The organism is Candidatus Tiamatella incendiivivens (genome assembly GCA_015522635.1).
Taxonomy (GTDB): Archaea; Thermoproteota; Thermoprotei_A; order Sulfolobales; family Acidilobaceae; genus Tiamatella; species Tiamatella incendiivivens.
Genome location: WALW01000010.1, coordinates 1 through 16,726, shown reverse-complemented (window position 1 = coordinate 16,726; position 16,726 = coordinate 1). Strand labels below are relative to the sequence as shown.

General features: G+C 44.2%; 12 protein-coding genes. 6 read left to right on the top strand and 6 right to left on the bottom strand.

Annotated features, from left to right (window positions below; all coding sequences use genetic code 11):
* Positions 1–6: 6 nt before the first annotated feature.
* The 3 genes from F7B60_02120 to F7B60_02110 are packed head-to-tail and all read right to left on the bottom strand — an operon-like array spanning position 7 to position 4,295.
* A complete protein-coding gene (locus F7B60_02120) occupies positions 7–3,372 on the bottom strand; it encodes a V-type ATP synthase subunit A (GenBank protein MCE4614317.1) in 3,366 nt (1,121 codons plus the stop codon).
* Between the two features lie 8 nt (positions 3,373–3,380).
* Positions 3,381–3,983: a V-type ATP synthase subunit E gene (locus F7B60_02115; protein ID MCE4614316.1), complete on the bottom strand. Its 603-nt coding sequence runs from the start codon at positions 3,981–3,983 to the stop codon at positions 3,381–3,383.
* A 6-nt stretch (positions 3,984–3,989) separates the two neighbouring features.
* Positions 3,990–4,295, bottom strand: coding sequence for a hypothetical protein (locus F7B60_02110; protein ID MCE4614315.1), 306 nt, complete (start codon positions 4,293–4,295; stop codon positions 3,990–3,992).
* 150 nt (positions 4,296–4,445) lie between these two features.
* On the opposite strand from F7B60_02110, the gene F7B60_02105 reads away from it, so the two are divergent.
* The 3 genes from F7B60_02105 (at position 4,446) to F7B60_02095 (ending at position 8,375) form a co-directional block, all read left to right on the top strand.
* A complete protein-coding gene (locus F7B60_02105) occupies positions 4,446–6,506 on the top strand; it encodes a hypothetical protein (GenBank protein ID MCE4614314.1) in 2,061 nt (686 codons plus the stop codon).
* 165 nt (positions 6,507–6,671) lie between these two features.
* Positions 6,672–7,451, top strand: a complete 780-nt coding sequence (locus tag F7B60_02100) for a methyltransferase domain-containing protein (GenBank protein MCE4614313.1) — start codon at positions 6,672–6,674, stop codon at positions 7,449–7,451.
* On the top strand, positions 7,452–8,375 hold the full coding sequence (locus F7B60_02095; GenBank protein MCE4614312.1) for a hypothetical protein: 924 nt from the start codon (positions 7,452–7,454) through the stop codon (positions 8,373–8,375).
* Here the strand turns inward: F7B60_02095 and F7B60_02090 are convergent.
* Complete coding sequence (locus F7B60_02090; GenBank protein ID MCE4614311.1) at positions 8,368–8,967, bottom strand: cysteine hydrolase; 600 nt, start codon at positions 8,965–8,967, stop codon at positions 8,368–8,370. The two genes, F7B60_02095 and F7B60_02090, sit on opposite strands and share 8 nt — an antisense overlap.
* Positions 8,968–9,080: 113 nt before the next feature.
* On the opposite strand from F7B60_02090, the gene F7B60_02085 reads away from it, so the two are divergent.
* Genes F7B60_02085 through F7B60_02075 form a run of 3 tightly spaced genes read left to right on the top strand, consistent with a single transcriptional unit; the run spans position 9,081 to position 11,763 of the window.
* Complete coding sequence (locus F7B60_02085) at positions 9,081–10,604, top strand: NAD(P)H-hydrate dehydratase (protein MCE4614310.1); 1,524 nt, start codon at positions 9,081–9,083, stop codon at positions 10,602–10,604.
* Between the two features lie 22 nt (positions 10,605–10,626).
* A complete protein-coding gene (locus tag F7B60_02080) occupies positions 10,627–10,959 on the top strand; it encodes a divalent-cation tolerance protein CutA (GenBank protein ID MCE4614309.1) in 333 nt (110 codons plus the stop codon).
* Positions 10,960–10,962: 3 nt separating this feature from the next.
* Entirely contained in the window at positions 10,963–11,763 is an 801-nt protein-coding gene (locus tag F7B60_02075; protein MCE4614308.1) for a phosphohydrolase, read from the top strand.
* A gap of 12 nt (positions 11,764–11,775) precedes the next feature.
* On the opposite strand, the gene F7B60_02070 is transcribed toward F7B60_02075, so the two are convergent.
* Both F7B60_02070 and tadA read right to left on the bottom strand, forming a co-directional pair.
* Complete coding sequence (locus F7B60_02070) at positions 11,776–13,806, bottom strand: hypothetical protein (GenBank protein ID MCE4614307.1); 2,031 nt, start codon at positions 13,804–13,806, stop codon at positions 11,776–11,778.
* Between the two features lie 73 nt (positions 13,807–13,879).
* Positions 13,880–16,726: Flp pilus assembly complex ATPase component TadA (gene tadA, locus F7B60_02065; protein ID MCE4614306.1), on the bottom strand; the 2,847-nt coding region annotated here is incomplete at its 5' end.

The window sequence follows — 16,726 nt, the reverse complement described above, 5'->3', positions numbered from 1 at the left end:
CACCTCTCACCCAGTCACCTCTAGACTCTTAAGCTTCTCAACAGCCTTCTTCTCCAGGTCTTCAACGAGCTCCGGTTTATCGTTGGGTATTGTGAATCTAGCCTTCGACATTTCAACAACCACATCTTGGGCGACTTCCTTTATCCTTGAAACAGTAATGCCTTTCTCTACAAGTCTATCCGCTTCCCTATGGAAGTTAATAATCATCTTAAGTAGTAAGAACTGTTTCTCAGGCGGAGAGAATGCGTCAATTTCGTCGAAAGCGTTCTGCTTAAGGAACCCGTCCTTCAGCAATCTAGCCGTCTCAAGTATTAATTTATCGTGCTCACTGAGGCTCTCAGGCCCTACTAGCCTAACTATCTCCCTCAACTCATCCTCCCTCAACAAAATATCCATAGCCTCTTCACGATACCCCTTCCATTCCTCATTAACATTCTCATGCCACCACTTGGCAACCAAGTCAATGTATGCTGAATAACTATCTATCCAGTTAATAGCAGGGTAGTGCCTACTGTACGCCAATCTAGCATCAAGCGCCCAGAATACTCTTATGAACCTCTTCGTGTGACTAGTAACTGGTTCCGTAAAGTCTCCTCCCGGAGGTGATACAGCGCCTACAACTGTCACACTACCAATTCTCTCAGGAGACCCTGTCACTACCGCCCTACCTGCACGCTCGTAGAACTCTGCAAGCCTACTAGCTAGATAGCTCGGGTATCCCTCTTCTGCAGGCATTTCCTCCAATCTGCCAGCTATTTCACGGAGGGCCTCCGCCCATCTACTAGTAGAGTCTGCGACGATGAGAGTATCATAACCCATGTCGCGATAGTACTCTGCAAGTGTTATACCTACATAAATACTGGCTTCCCTCGCTGCTACAGGCATATTGCTTGTGTTAGCTATTAGAATAGTCCTCTCCATGAGGGGCTTCCCCGTCCAAGGATCAATATACTGTGGGAACCTCTCCAGAACCTCAGTCATCTCATTACCTCTCTCACCGCAACCTATGTATATGACCACCTTAGCTGCACTCCACTGTGCAAAGGAGTGGAGTGTGACAGTATTATGTAGTATTGAAGGGACATCCCCGCCGACGAAGTTATGAGTAATAGGGACTGTAACATCATATACTACAAAATCACCTTCTAACCATTCTATTTTCCTCACAGTATCGACAGCGACATCTTCGAAAGCTATGGAAAGACTACCCGATGACTCTGACCCCGCTACTTGAGTCATAAGTGCTATTTTAGCTACACCTATCCTATCATTTTGAACAGTATAATCTGAGAGTTCGCCTATAATCTTCTCGAGTCTGCTTCTATAATCCGCTGCTGTCCTGGTAAGCAGCTGAGACCCATTGTATACAACGTCTCTAGGCTTTCCACCTTGATCCTCTGCTACTAGATAAGACTTTATCTTCTCTAGTTTTGCAAGGCTTAGTTGTTCACTAGGCTTTATAGTATCATAGAACCTCTCAAGCTCATCTCTACCCATTATTATAACTCTATAATACTCCTCTCCCCTAACATTCTTTACAACAAAACTATAGAATACCCCCAAGCGTGCCAGAAGATATGAAAGACCTGATGCCATCCTCTTTGAAGCTGTTATGAATTCAACCTCGTTTTCGCTGAAAGCACCGCCGCCGAGGTAGTAGCCTCGAAGGAAGGCTGCTATCACCGGAGTAGGTGAAGCTAAGACGGGTTTAGGTAGCATTACATTTCTAGCCCTCAACCTACTAGGGGTGCCCAGTCTTCCCAGCAAGGTTACTAACAACCTAGAGTTCACAACCACAGTTAAAACAGTATTATACCTTTCCTCCCTACCTTTAATGCCAAAGAGCCTCTCCACTAGCTGACTAAACCTTTGCCTAAGAATAGGATCGGAGTTATAGAATCTAATGCCCCTGCCGGTTATATCACCGCCAGATAGGAGGAGGCCCAAGAACTCAGCGAAATCCTCGTCCAATACTTTAGGTAATCTCATGCGAAGACTTGACCTTGGAAGACCTAAATACTCTGGTTTCGGAGGCTCAAGTCCAGCCAGCTTACACGCCTTCAATACAAGCATAAGACTCGGCCTATTCTTACCATGAACTATCAACTCAAGCGTCTTAGGATGAACACCAAGCTCGTTAGCAAGCCGTTTATAACCCCCTAATTTTTCAAGTAATCTTTCAAGTATAACACGCATATCTTCCAGTGCATCTCTATCAGCAACAGTAGCATCCGTAAGACCAAGCTTATAGGGGTCAATCTCTTGGGGCATACCATTTATTGGAATCTTCCTTGGAACTACGAGCTGATCGCCGGGTTTAAGGTTAGCAGCATGAACCTCTCTTATAGCTCCATTCCTTTCTAGTCTAAGCAGTTTGTGAATAGGGGTAACTTCTAGGGTTCTTCCAAGGCTAGTATGTATTCTCATAATATGCCTCGATCTACCCTTGTATAAGTGGCTTATAGGAGCTGTTTTAAGCTGCTTACCATCGAAGGTAACAACAGTGAGGCCTAGCCGTGAGACATCTATAATCTCCTCGTTTTCACGAGATTCAACCATCATACCCTTATTATGGAATTTTTCATATACCTCCTCTATTGGAAGCAATTCACCGTCAGCGAGCAATATAGGCGTATGGGGTAATACACATTTACCCGTACCAAAGGCTCCGGGGATGGCTCCTGTTCCTCCTTTCGCCATTGGGAACATTGTGTCAATTATTCTAACACCTGTGACTAGTGGTTCACTGGGCTCTAATTTTTCTTTGAACGGTCTTGGTAGTCTAACCGGCCAACGGTGAGATAGTTTAAGCGGTATATTCTTCCCGTCCACCCCCACTTCTCCAATCATATCCTCAATAGTGTAGTCTCCCTCCATTGCAATCCATTTTATCCTCCCGTGAACGTTAGGCGGAACCATTACCTTGTGCTCTATGAGGCTTGTCTCTTGGACTGTTCCGATTATGTCTCCACCTGAAACCTTATCTCCCTTCTCTAGCTTGACTGGTGTGAAAGTCCACTTCCTATCCTTGGGAATAGGAGCTACATGTATTCCTCTTCTAATGAAAATGTCTTTAGTGAATTCAGCTATTTTATTCAACGGCCTCTGAACACCGTCATAAATGCTTGTCAATAGTCCAGGGCCTAGATCAACGCTTAACGGGGCTCCCGTTCCCTCGACAGGGTCTCCGGGCCTTAGACCGCTAGTGGACTCATACACCTGTATGTAAGCTTTATCGCCCATAATCCTAGAAACTTCTCCTATGAGGCCTTCTTCTCCCACACCAACCATTTCATACATCTGTATTCCTTTCATACCCTCAGCTATGATAAGCGGGCCGGATATCCTCGTTATTCTACCTTTAATCGCCATTCTATACCTCACCCCTCTAGTAATCTAGCTATTCTAGTCCTTATTTTAGGTTTAATATTCTCCAAGAAAAGTTCGAAACTGTAATCAAGAACAGCGTCCCCATCCTCTGAGACCGCTATAATACCGCCTTTAATATCAGCCGGCTCCCTGGAAAGCTTAAGTGTTTTACCGTATAACCCTGTATCCTTCAATAATTTTTCTACAAGTTTGTAGTCCTCCTTAGCACATCTTACAATAAAAGTACTACTAGCTTCCTCTGATAACCTATCAACTAAACCTTTCATAAACTTCTTATACCAGTCTGAATCCCTCTCCTTTAACGCTCTGCTTATAGCTTCGTCAAGCACCTGCTCAACCCACTTGCTAATAGATTCAGACTTAGAGGTTTTCAATTGAAGTTCGAGTGATGATCCCTCGCTTTTAAGCCTCTCCTCAGCGTTAACAATGTCCTGCTGTATTTTCCTGGAGGCTTCATTATACTCTGTATCCCTCGTCTCCTCAATCAACTTCAAAGCCGCTTTGTATGCTTCTTCAATCTTCGATTTATACTCCTCCATTTCCTTTGAGATTATGGTTGATGCGAACCTTTCTATGTTTCCTTTTGTTTTCAAACTAAATCACCCAAAACCTAATGCCTCGAGAAGAAGTTTCTTCATATCGACGGGTTTGGGAGGAGCCCATTTAGTTGGAAGGCTTACAAGTGTAAAGCGTACAGTACTAGCAATACTCCTGAACTCTGCTCTCTTCTCCTCTGGGATAAGGTGAGCGGCTAAAAGAACTATAGAGACGCCTTTCTCCCCGTTTAATTCAGTTGTTATAACAGCCTTTGCTTCATCCCAACTAGAAACCTCTTTAACCTCCGCTCCAGCGAGCTTGAAAGGGATCAGTGTATGCTCGTCTCCCAAAACCACTATTTTACCCACATCTAACACCTAGCTATATCCCGCTCCTATAATCCATATTCGCTATGGAGGACTTTCGGGATTTTTATAAGTGTTGTTCCCCGTTTAATACAATTTTATATAACCAAACAGGAAACCCGAATTCCTTGGAGTGTAAGGGGTGTAGAATTAGTGGGGCTAACGCTTATACCTAGAATGGTCGCAGAAACAGCGATAGTACTACCTCTAGAAATGTTTGACAGGACTGTTGCCACGCTTGCCCCGGAAAGCCTCTTCCACCCTATCCAGCCTGAAAAAGAGTTACCTGGAGACTTAAACAAGGAACACAAAAGATGGCTTAGCCATCTAGCGGATAAAACATCAAAATTCGAGAGATACTTTGATGTTTTAAAAACAGCACCCCCGCATCCTGATAGTATAGAGCTAAAAGCAGGAGGATGGTTAGAAGCTGTCCAGGGAATTGAGGGTAAATTCTCGGAGCTAGAAAAGACTTATGACGAGGGAATCAGATTCATTACAGAAGCAGAGGGCAAGGCAACGGAGCTTCTGAGATTGAAGGAGTTCTATGATAGAATATCCTATATAGACCTAGAAGTTCCAGAAGTAATGGAATTATCCCTCGTCAGCGTAGTTGTTGGATTCATAGCTAAAGAATATATAGAGAACATTGAATCGTTTGCAGAGGAGAAGGGATGCGTCCTAACATACGATGAGTCTGGGAAGGAGGATTACATCATACTTATCTCCTGCTCATATGACCTGAAAAGCGAGCTGGCTAAACTGCTCTCAGACTATGAATTTCAGCCCCTCAGGATACCTGAAGGTATGCCGGGTAACCCTAAAAAGCTTGTCGAACACCTTGAGAAGAGAATCGAGGATATACTAAGGGATGCAGAGGAAAAGAGGAGGAATCTCCTTAAAACAATAAACGATGCAGGAGAATACTATCATACACTCCTAGCTCTCAGGGAGGCTTTTAGGCTTCTGGCAAACGCGAAAATTACAAGCAGGGTCGTGGTAATACAAGGCTACGTCGATAAGTCAGATATAGATAAACTCGAGAAAGCCCTAATGGATGCAACTAATGGGAACTTCATACTCCAGGTAATACGCCTTTTGAGGAGGTCGGGGAAAAGGCAAGCGCCTAGTAGAATAGTCATCCCGAAAATTCTCCAACCCTTCCATCAGATAGTTAGGATGTACGGTGAACCTGATCCGGATGAGGTAGTGCCGACGGTTTTCTTAGCGATAACAATGCCGGTTATCTTCGGTTTAATGTTCCCTGATCTCGGGCACGGGTTACTTGTTGTACTAGTTGCTTACTTATTCTACCGTAGAGCTAGGAACGAGAATAGCAAACTCACATGGATCCTAGTGATGATACTTGGAGCAGCTGGAATGGTCACCGGCTTCCTTGCAGGAGAGTTCTTCGGTCCTCTCACCCACTTCGCCGAAGTATGGAATAAGATGGGGTTCCAATACCCGCCTTACGCGACTCCATTATACGGTATTGAGAAAAATAACACGTTAATACTGAATCAACTGGTTAAACTAGCTTTAACAGTCCCTTTGGTAGTGGCCGCTATAGTCTTGATTCTCGGAACATTCCTTGGAGTAGTAAACGATTTAATTAAAAGGGAATATGGAGATTTACTTACCATTAAACTGCCAAAATTCCTTTTATTCACAATAGTAACACTCCCGTTTCTCGTCTATATGGATGCATATAAAGGTGGTGGAGTAATCAAAGACGCTACTTTAGGGGGGATGCACACTCCATTCGGTAAACTAGTCGCCACTGTGGGCGGCTTATCGTTATTATGGATACTACTAGGAGAACCCTTCCTAGGTTTAATGGAAGAAGGAATCGCCGGCCTTAAACACGGCCTATCCTCCTCATTCATGGAAGCATTCGAGGTTATACTAATGCTCCTAGGCAACATACCTTCATTCTTCAGGATCATGGGGTTAAGCCTAGCACATGCCAGCCTAATGTTCGGCTTCACCATAATTACAGAGCTCCTATGGAAAGGACCTGTAATGGCTGTGGTCGCCATACTCACATACATAGCTGGTAATCTACTTACAGCAGGTCTAGAGGCGATTATAGCATTCGCTCACAGCTTAAGGCTTCACTTCTATGAATGGTTCAGCAAATTCTACAGTGGTAGGGGAATACCGTTCGAACCGGTCACCATACCGTCTTATGTAAAAATAGCTATAGCAGGTTAGACAGTATACGATAAACCGGGGATCCCTTATATCTACTTCTAAATTATTAGACCTCAATACTAGTAGATAGATATTCGGGGTGCTGTGATGCAGGCTGGTATTCCCGATTTAAACATGAGGAAAGACATCAGGACTGAGCACTCCTAACGAGGGTGGTTGTCTGTATTGAGTGGAGACATCTTCGAACCAGGCGATATAGTATTACTAGTTCAACGGGATAATCGTAAGAAATACGTTATCTTACTCGAAGAATCCGGTGTTTATATGACTGTAGGAGGGTTCATAAAGGCGAGTGACCTGCTTGGCATCGAACCGGGCTCGATCGTTAAGACCAGTGCTGGAGTCGAGTTTTATGCTTTAAGAGGCAGCATTATTGAGGAGCTTGAGGTTTTCACAAGGAAAAGCCAAGTAATATACCCCAAGGATCTGGCCATTATATCTATGCTTCTAGGAGTGAGACCCTGTATGAGGATGATTCAGAGTGGAGTGGGTGCTGGATACTCTCTAGCATTCTTCGCGGGGTTGCTAGGTGACTGCGGGGAGATTACCGGTGTTGACCTCCGGGAGGATATGATCCTTGTTGCAGAGAAGAATATGGCTAAGCTAGGATATAGGAATGTTAAGCTTCTTACTGGCAATATAGAGGAAGTAGACTTCAAGGATCCTCCCTACGATAATGCATTACTCGATCTACCAAACCCCTATAGAGCTCTACTTAATATCCACCAGTACATGAAGTCGGGTGCTAGGATTGCTGTCTACCTACCCACTATAAGCCAGGTGGAGAGACTGAAGGGTCAATTAGAGGGGTCAGATAAGTATTATTGGCTTGGTACATACGAGTCATGGATTAGAGAGTGGGTAGTGTTGCCAAGGAAAACAAGGCCTGTTAACACACCATCCAGTCACACAGGCTTCATCGTTATTCTGGCAAGGTTGATCTAGATGAATGCCTGCGTCAGAGCCTTTGCCCGTATTCACCTGGGATTCTATACCTACCCTCCCCATCCTAATCCCTGGAGAGGCTCGGGAATATACCTATCTTCCCCTCACGTAACTGTATGTATTACCCAGGGTAAATCCTGTTTTCCTAGCTGTATAGGGGCAGAGCAAAGGAATAATGTTATAGGACTAGTTGGAGAGGAAGCGGGTGTTGAAATACATGGATGTATACCTCCACACAGGGGGCTGGGATCATCGACACAATTGTATCTAGCAACTGCGAAAGCACTAGCATTGTATAAAGGTGAACGTTTCGATTGGAAGGAAATGGTGTCGAAGCTAGGTCGTTTTAAGACTAGTAGAGTGGGAGCACTCCTATTCAAGTACGGTGGACTAGTAATCGATGGCAGTGAAGTAGTGGGAGGCCATCAAAGCATTAAATCACTCTATCACGCGAGCTTGCCTAGGAATTGGACTATACTTCTAGTTGATCCCGGCGGTACGCCTGGGCCCGGGGAAGAGTGGGAGGAGAACATGTGGGCTACCCTACCAGTTGCTCAGAGGGAAATGAATGATAAGGGTGAACGGATAGTTAAAACCCTAGCCTATGCTGCTAATTTGAGAGATCTGGATTCGTTCGTAAAAGCTGCTGTGGAACTAGACAGGTTAACTGGGCAGTATTTCTCCACCCTAAACCAAGGGGTAACAGATGGTCTAGTTATAGACTTAGTTAATGCGTTGAGTGGAGAAGGTGTTGTTCTAATGCAATCAAGCTGGGGGCCCACACTATATACTATAACGGCGAGTAAAGATGCTGTTAAAATAGCTGAATTAGCAAAAGAGGTTTCCACTAGCCTGGGATTCCATGCAGTTGAAGTTAGCGTGGTTAAACCTCGAAACAATGGTGCTGCCCTTATCTCTACTTGAATTCAATGGAGTTAACGGTCTTAACTATCAGTCCATTGTAAAGCCAGGAAACCTGTCTTAGAGTTAGATAGTAATCGAACTCTGTTAACGCGGATATCCCGTCCATGGGGATCAGTATCTTATACCATCTGAGGCCAGCGCTTGCAGCTGTATGCAATACACATATGTTAGCCACCGTTCCCACTATGACAATATTCTGATAACCATAACTCCTGAGTATGTCATCCATCGGTGTACCGTAGAAACCATCATACCTTGTTTTAACTAGGACTATATCCCCCTCCTCCGGTTTAAGCTCATCAATTATCCTCCAGCCCCAAGACCCGTATTTCACATGCTCACCCCACAGTAGGAACTCCGGATCTCCCTCCCAATGAGTATCCTGCGTATAGATCACCCTCACACCGTTCTCCCTAGCTTTCTTCAGAAGCCTTCTAATAGGCTCAACAGTGCCCTCCGCTGCAGGTGCAACCAGTTTACCGCCTTCCTTAACAAAATCATTCTGCATATCGACAACAATGACTGCTGTCTCCTTCGCGGGGAGAATAACCTTGTCCTCTATTTTTATTCCAGGGACATCTACCTTGACCATGGAACCCGACCCCAAAGGACAATACTACTGTAATCATGACGTCAATGTTATTATTCTACTAAAATGAATCTAATATAGTATCGTCGGTTTATTACTAGATGAGGCGAATAACAGTGAGTAATTACGAGACTCTTAACACTCTAGAGATAAAAGTTGCAGAGACGAACACCGTTTTCCTAGGACTTCCTCTAATATATCTAATGGAGAATGCTGGAAGGAGTGTTGCCGACGTAGTCGGGGAGAAGCTCGGTGGTAGTGTCAAAGGAAAAGATATCATCGTGTTTGCCGGTAAAGGAGGCAATGCCGGGGACGGGTTTGTCGCTGCAAGACATCTGGCTTCAAGGGGGGCGAACGTTAAAGTCCTACTCTACTATCCCCCAGAATCCATAACACACGGGGACGCTAAGTTTAATTTAAACCTGATTACCAGGCTTAACAGCATACATATTTCAGCTGTCAAAGATTACTGTGAGAAAAGACTGTTAATAGGAGATGCTTTCATAGACGCCCTTCTAGGAATAGGTTTCTCCGGTAAGAATCTCAGAAACCCTGTTAAAGCAGCTGTAGAACAATTCAATGAAGGCAAAGCTTCGCTTAAAGTGGCGATCGACGCTCCCACGGGTGTTAACAGTGATACGGGGGAGACAGCTAAGCCGGCTGTCAAGGCTGATGTGACCGTAACAATGCAATATATGAAACCCGGACTTAGGAAAGCCGTGAAACATACTGGTGAGGTAATAGTTGCAAAAATAGGTATACCACGAGAAGCCAGAGTATATACGGGTCCAGGGGATGTTAAACACAGGATCCCTAGTAAACCCTCTCAAGCCAGTGGAGGTATAGGCGGTAGGATAGCCGTTATAGGAGGATCAGAACTATATACAGGTGCCCCCGCCCTATCAGGACTAGCAGCCCTCAGGACAGGTGCAGACCTCGTTTTCATCTACACTGGAAACCTGTCATCTCCCATCATAGCAGGATTTGACCCTGACTTAATAGTGCGTAGCTGCCCGGGAGACCGCCTTAATCCGGAGTGCATAGAGCTTTACAGAGGCGAGTGGGGGAGAGCAACAGCTATAGTTCTCGGCCCAGGCCTAGGTTCGAACCCTGAGGCAATTAAAGCGGCTAGGAATATTATAGGGCTAGCATTAGAGAAGAATATTCCCGTCGTATTAGATGCTGACGGTTTGGAAACCCTCGCTAACCTAGACATGAAACTTTCAGACAAATTCATTCTAACCCCCCATATAGGGGAAGCCTCCCTACTACTGGGTAGGAGAGTGGGAGAAGACCAGGACAGCTGGATTCAAGCTGCGTTAGATATAGCTAGGAAATACCGTTCAATCGTCCTATTGAAAGCTCCAGTAGACGTTATAGTTAATCCCGACGGAGATTACAGGTTGAATAGAATCCGCCATGAAGCTATGAGTACAGGCGGTACTCGTAACGTGTTAACCGGGGTAATAGCCACTCTAGTATCCATGGGGATCGACCCGTTTAACGCTGCCGCTACAGCCGCCTACATTACTGGGAGGGCAAGCGTATTGGCTGCCGAATTGTATGGTGAGAGGATTATGGCGAAAGACTTAGTACACCTGATCCCTGAAGTATTCAGGGAGGCACACACGAAATACTAGCCAAAAAGTGGGGGGATACAGCTTGGCTTTCTACCAGAGGATAGTCGTCTTCATAACAGCACCGCGGGATAAAGCAGAGGAATTATCCCGGAAACTAGTAGAGGAAAAGCTTGCCGCTTGTGTGAATATAGTAAATAAGGTGGACAGTATTTACTGGTGGGAAGGAAAAGTGGAGAGAGACAGTGAAAGCCTACTTGTACTGAAAACAGAACTAGGCCTCCTAGGAAAACTAGCCAAAAAGGTAAAGGAACTCCACCCCTACGAGGTACCGGAGATAATCGCTCTCCCCATAATAGGTGGAAACCCGGATTACCTCAAATGGATAAGTGATTCGTTAGGCCAAGAAGAGGTGTAGACAATGGCAAGCAAGGTAGGCCCAGATCTAATAGAGAAACACGTTAGGTCAAGCAGGCTCCTATACAACGCCTACACACTCTTCACTAAAGACCGGGAAGTCCAGGAACTATGGAAGATGAGTAATGTGAACGCAGTATCCAGACTACTATACAATGACCACGGCCCTGTCCATGCTAAAATAGTCGCGGGATCAGCACTAGAACTCTTCGACATGCTGGTGAAAAGGGGAGTAGAACCGACAACACTGGCAGACAAAACTGTAGGAAGCATCGAAGAGGCAAAGCTGGTCGTCATGCTCGGAGCATTACTACACGATATCGGCAATTCTATTCACCGGGTTTACCACGAGTACACTGGAGCACTCCTATCCATAGATATACTTAACAGGCTACTACCAGAAATACTAGGGAAAAACCATCCCTATCTATACACTATTAGGCAAGAAATACTCCACACCATCTACGCGACGAACATGGATGCCGAAGCCCTTACCGTGGAAGCTGGAGTAGTGAAAATAGGGGACGGTACAGATATGGCTGAAGGCAGAGCTAGATACCCATATAAAAGAGGGAAGAGCGATATACATGCTCTCTCAGCACTCAGCATAAAAAAAGTATATCTAGAACAAGGAGACCAGAGACCTGTCAAAATATCCGTACTAATGGATGATAGAGCAGGGTTCTTCCAGATAGAGAAGATACTCCTGCCAAAAATACATGGAACAAGAATTGGGAAATACACAGAGATAAACGCGGTTATTCAGAGAAATGGTAAAGAAGAGATTGTTAGAATACTACCTTGAATGAATGAAATGCTATTCTGATTCTGCTCCAGACTCTTCCTCACCAACCTCAGTAACTCCTTCTTTACGTTTTCTAGAGAAAAACGCGGATATCCTAGCAAGTAAGCCTTTCTCATGCATATAATGATAAACAACAGGCGAGGCTATTGCAGTAACGATGACAGCCAAAGCCAGAACCATATAGTTTGTTTGCTTTACATTTTTGGTTAATGTTGTTGGAATCATTTGAGTAAGAGTTTTCGTAACATTGTATGGAACCTTTTCTACATAAACCTTATATCCCTTTAAAGTCCCATTCACTGGAGAACTATATACAAGTTGAGCTCTCACTCTAAGAGGCTGATAGTAGCTCTCATACGGTGTAAAAGTAACTAACGCTGAATGGTTACCGGGTGATAACTGAAATGTCAACGGGTTACTGCTCTCCACCGTACCATTACAACATGCTACGGATAACTTCCCTCTAACCAATTGTCCCAGCTCATCTGTTACATAGAACGCCACGACACCCTTGTAGGGGTGACGTACTTCTAGGAATGTCTGAGCGGGCTTGACAATCATTACAAACGAGGAATTCGTTTTCTGATAAACTTCACCATCACCACATGTCACAGAAACAGCGTATGTTCCCGGTGTTGGTTTAACAAGGAAGGATTCCTGCATCCAACTATCAGTCAAAAGCGGCTTACTCAAACCCGGAACCGTCATAGTACAAGGAGTAATGACTTTCTCATTAGTCAACGCATCATATGTTTCAACGGTTACTACAGCCTTCTTAAATACGATGGGAGTCCCATTAAACTTAATATCTACTTTCAAAGGCCTTAGAAGAACCGTAATATCAGCGTACGCCGTGGACTCCATGAACTTATTAGACGCAACAGCCTTTATTCTATATACTCCACTCCTATTGAAAACAATAGAACCCACACTACTAACTATACTCCCGTTTACCGTTACTAATACATTCTCAGCTCCACTATAGTCAACCCTGTAATACAGGGGTGAGAGGGCGAAAACCGTTCTATCCGCGATTATCGTTAGCCTAGGCTTCTCCGCTGGATAGTAGACGGCAACACTAGATCCATCTGATACAGCAATCACATTCCTATTACAGGCCGCATACTTTATATCATCTATAGGTGGGAGTGGATAAGATCTCACTATAAGCCCAGAGTAACCGTTGAAATCCACTATTTTATCCTCTTGCAGTATAAGCATGTCAGAACCATAAGTACAAAGGGGTCTCGCGGGAAACAATGTAACAGCACCGTTTAAACCTGCAAGATAAATCATACCTCGAGCAGCTACAACAAAACTAGCCTCAGGTATATCGAATCCTATGACACTAGAGTTAGTAGGAAGAGATAATCCCTCTGTGACAAAACTCCATGAAGTCATATTCGTAACATCCACTAGTATAAGTTGTGAAGCAGTCTTTGCTAGTATAAACAAAGAGCTACCAACTACATGAGCAGCTATCGGCTGAGCCTTTATACCTATTTCACTAGTATGTCCATCGTATATAATATTGATATTTCCGTTTACTGTGCTCTGATAGGCAATTATGGGAGAATTATAATGGAAAGCTAACACAGGGTTCGAGGACGGGATGAAGATATCCCAAGTCTTATAGGCGGTCACTACTTTATCATCCAATATGAAGCCCTGTTTCTCCAAGTCACTAGTAACCTTGTGAACATTAGCATAAGTGTAAACCTGGTTCATTCCTTTGAATACCCTAACACCTGAGCTTCCATAGGTTACTAAATAGTAACCTATAACTTCAAGGTTCTCCAAGTTCTTGTAGGGACCCTTAAATAAGCTGTATATATCAATCACCTTATCAGGAGAAACTATCACCTCCTGAACATTATCACTATCATAGTCGTAGACTGCTAGTCCATGTGTTTCTACACTGAAAACTCCCCAACCATTACCCTGGGAAACGGGTGAATCACTATAAACCTCTGTAAACCCGGTGAAAAGTGGTAATATAAGCATTGCAACAATAACAATCAATATAAACAATTTAACTTTCAATAATTACACCCTACAAGTAAAGATTCACACTACTTTTTAATATAAACTTGTCAAAAAAGTTTCTATTCTGTTTTTACCTCTTAACCTGGTCAAGCAACTTCTTAACCGTACCACTCTCATCCTTCTTAGCCAAATCCTTCGATTCCTCGAGAATCCTATCCCTCATACCCGGATCATGATAATACCTAGAGATAACCTCAGCTACATCTTTAAACGATATCATATTACGCAAAGCCATACTGTGGAACAATAATGCCCTGACAGGGATCTCCCGGTACACTAGGTCGCTTACAGGGACATCCAGCAATTCCTTAGCAATCCTCTTAAGTGTAACAGAATTCTTAAGCCTACTAACGAACTCGTCCTTGCTAGCCCTCCATTTAAACACCTCAACATACTTACCATAATCCTCAACCTCCCAAATATTAGTAACTCTCCTAGCAGCCTTACCACCCTTATCCACACGCCTAATCATCATAGAGAAATGAATCAACGGAATATAACTAGGAGGAATATTCATAGGAGGACTAGTCAAACGGTCAACAGCGCTCTCAAGACTCTCAGCGTGCATAGTAGAAACACCTCCATGACCAGTATTATGCAGTAACACGGGAACTTTACCGCCTATAAACGACTCCGTCCCCGGCACACTCACATCATACACATACCCGTCAAACGACTCTAAACTAACTTCCTTAACAAGCACCACCCTAAGGTTACCCGCGGCATATTCCTTTATTCTATTAACATGCTCTCCTACCCCATTACCAAGTATTTTCCTCGACCCAACCCATTCAACTACCTTATCAGCAGTTCTCACACTCACAAACTTCCTCCTTTTAATATACTCTAAATTATATGGGAGCGAAGACAATCCTAGAAGCTTTACAAGCCTAAGCAGAGACCCGGCTGGAACTCGTTCAGCTACATCAGGCTTCCTGTAATCAGTATCCAAGTAAACATTAACATTATAGTATTCCCTCCCGACATTCCTACCTGTACCTTTTTCAACATGTAAGAAAGCATAGAACCCTTTCATCCTCGCAAGCCACAACAGTTCCTGGGCCAGTCTTTCGGTAGCAGTCACATAGTTCACATATCTCTCCTTAAAAGTCCTTCTAGAATCAGCTTTCAATCCCTCAAAGAATGCCCTGACAATCTTAGAAGAAGAACTCCATAACGCATGCGGTACCCGTTTCTCTTCAAGCTTTCCTCCGAGAACCTTTTCAAACCTCCTTGCAAGCTCAGTATTATTAAACTCGAATATCTTATAAGACCCACGGCCATCAACATAAGGTTTCACACCAAATTTCTCATACATCACTCTAAGCATTCTATCTGCCAAACTATTCTCACTCAACCCCCTAGTAAAACATATCCTTGACCCCCTGTAATGCTTTACACAGCCATCAGTAATATACACCCCGAAAACAAACGCCATATCCTCATCCAAAACGCCAAGACTATCAACCTCCACCAAACCTCCATCACGATAATCTCCTCCACCACCCCTAGGCTCGCTCACAAAAGTCAACAATAAATCCCCAGGGGCAAGTTGATCCACACGCTTGACCTCCACATCAAGGGTCTCCGGGTCAAGCACATAAACGCTGTGGCTACCCGTAGCCCTTAACTCCACACCGCCTTCAGCAACAATGCGATAAATGCTATCAGCCCTGTGCCTCAAAACATACCTCAACGGCTTCCAAGCAACATTATAACCATCATGGCTCAGAACCTGCACACCCTCAACGGATTTGGCAACCCTCCCTTCACCCTCCTCATAATATTTATCCACAAACTCTCCAATACTCATGAACTTAACCATGCCATCACTATCTCTGATAACAATAGGCGTATCCCCCGACACACTCGCCATTGCTTGGAATAATACGTATGCCTCTTCTCCTCGTACCTCTCCCACCATAATTATCTCAGGCCTATATCTCAGGCTAAGCTTCACTAAATCAAACAGTGTTATAGAGGTAACGATATCTGTCCTCATCGCAAACTCTCTGGACACAAGTTGAACCCAGTTAGGTAGAGGTAACCTGAGTTCGGGAGTATCTTCTATCGTCACTACCTTATAGCTAGGGTGTATCAGAGTAGCTACAGCATTAAGCAACGTGGTTTTACCCGCACCAGTGACACCGAGGATCAAACCGTTCCTCTTATGCTCCATCATAACCCACGCATAAGCAGCTATGAACGGGTCAATAGTACCGAATTTAATTAACTCAACAATAGATATCGGTTTCTCCCTAAACTTCCTAACCGTAAAACTCGAACCCGTAGTTGTTACCTCCTTCCTATAAGTCCCAGCCAACCTATGCCCACCAGGCAAAATAGCATCAACAATAGGATTAGCCATACTCAAGTGCTTACCGCTTATATGAGCAAGCTTCAAGACAAGCCTATCAAGATCCTTCTCCGGAATCCTCATAGTAGTCTGAACATACTCGAAATTAGTATGCCACACATAAACAGGCAAATTATAACCGTTACAGGAGACGTCCTCTATATGGGGATCCCTCATCAAAGGATCAATATAACCAAAACCAAGAGCCTCCCTATACAAATAATAACGAATAAACCCCGTCCTAGCACCCTCATAAACAGCAGCATACCTCAACAAAAGCTCCTCAATCCTCTTAACAACAGCCTCAAAAAACCTCGAAGAATCCTCCGGTTCAGGTGGCTCGAAATACAAGAGATTCATAATATCCTCATACATAGAAACCTCAAGCTCATTAAGCCTAGGCTCCTCAACATGATAAATATAACCACCCTCACGCGTCTCATAAACCCTAACCCAAACATCAACCGGGTAAAACCCAACACCAACCCGATAAGACATAACCTCCCTCAAACCCCTAACCAAACCAGCATCAAACAAACTACGAGGCCTAGGAAACACACG

What these genes read in the sequence shown, in the direction of transcription:
- F7B60_02120 (MCE4614317.1), bottom strand. Translation starts at nt 3,372, where the DNA reads ATGGCGATTAAAGGTAGAATAACGAGGATATCCGGCCCGCTTATCATA.
- F7B60_02095 (MCE4614312.1), top strand. Translation starts at nt 7,452, where the DNA reads ATGAATGCCTGCGTCAGAGCCTTTGCCCGTATTCACCTGGGATTCTAT.
- F7B60_02090 (MCE4614311.1), bottom strand. Translation starts at nt 8,967, where the DNA reads ATGGTCAAGGTAGATGTCCCTGGAATAAAAATAGAGGACAAGGTTATT.
- F7B60_02075 (MCE4614308.1), top strand. Translation starts at nt 10,963, where the DNA reads ATGGCAAGCAAGGTAGGCCCAGATCTAATAGAGAAACACGTTAGGTCA.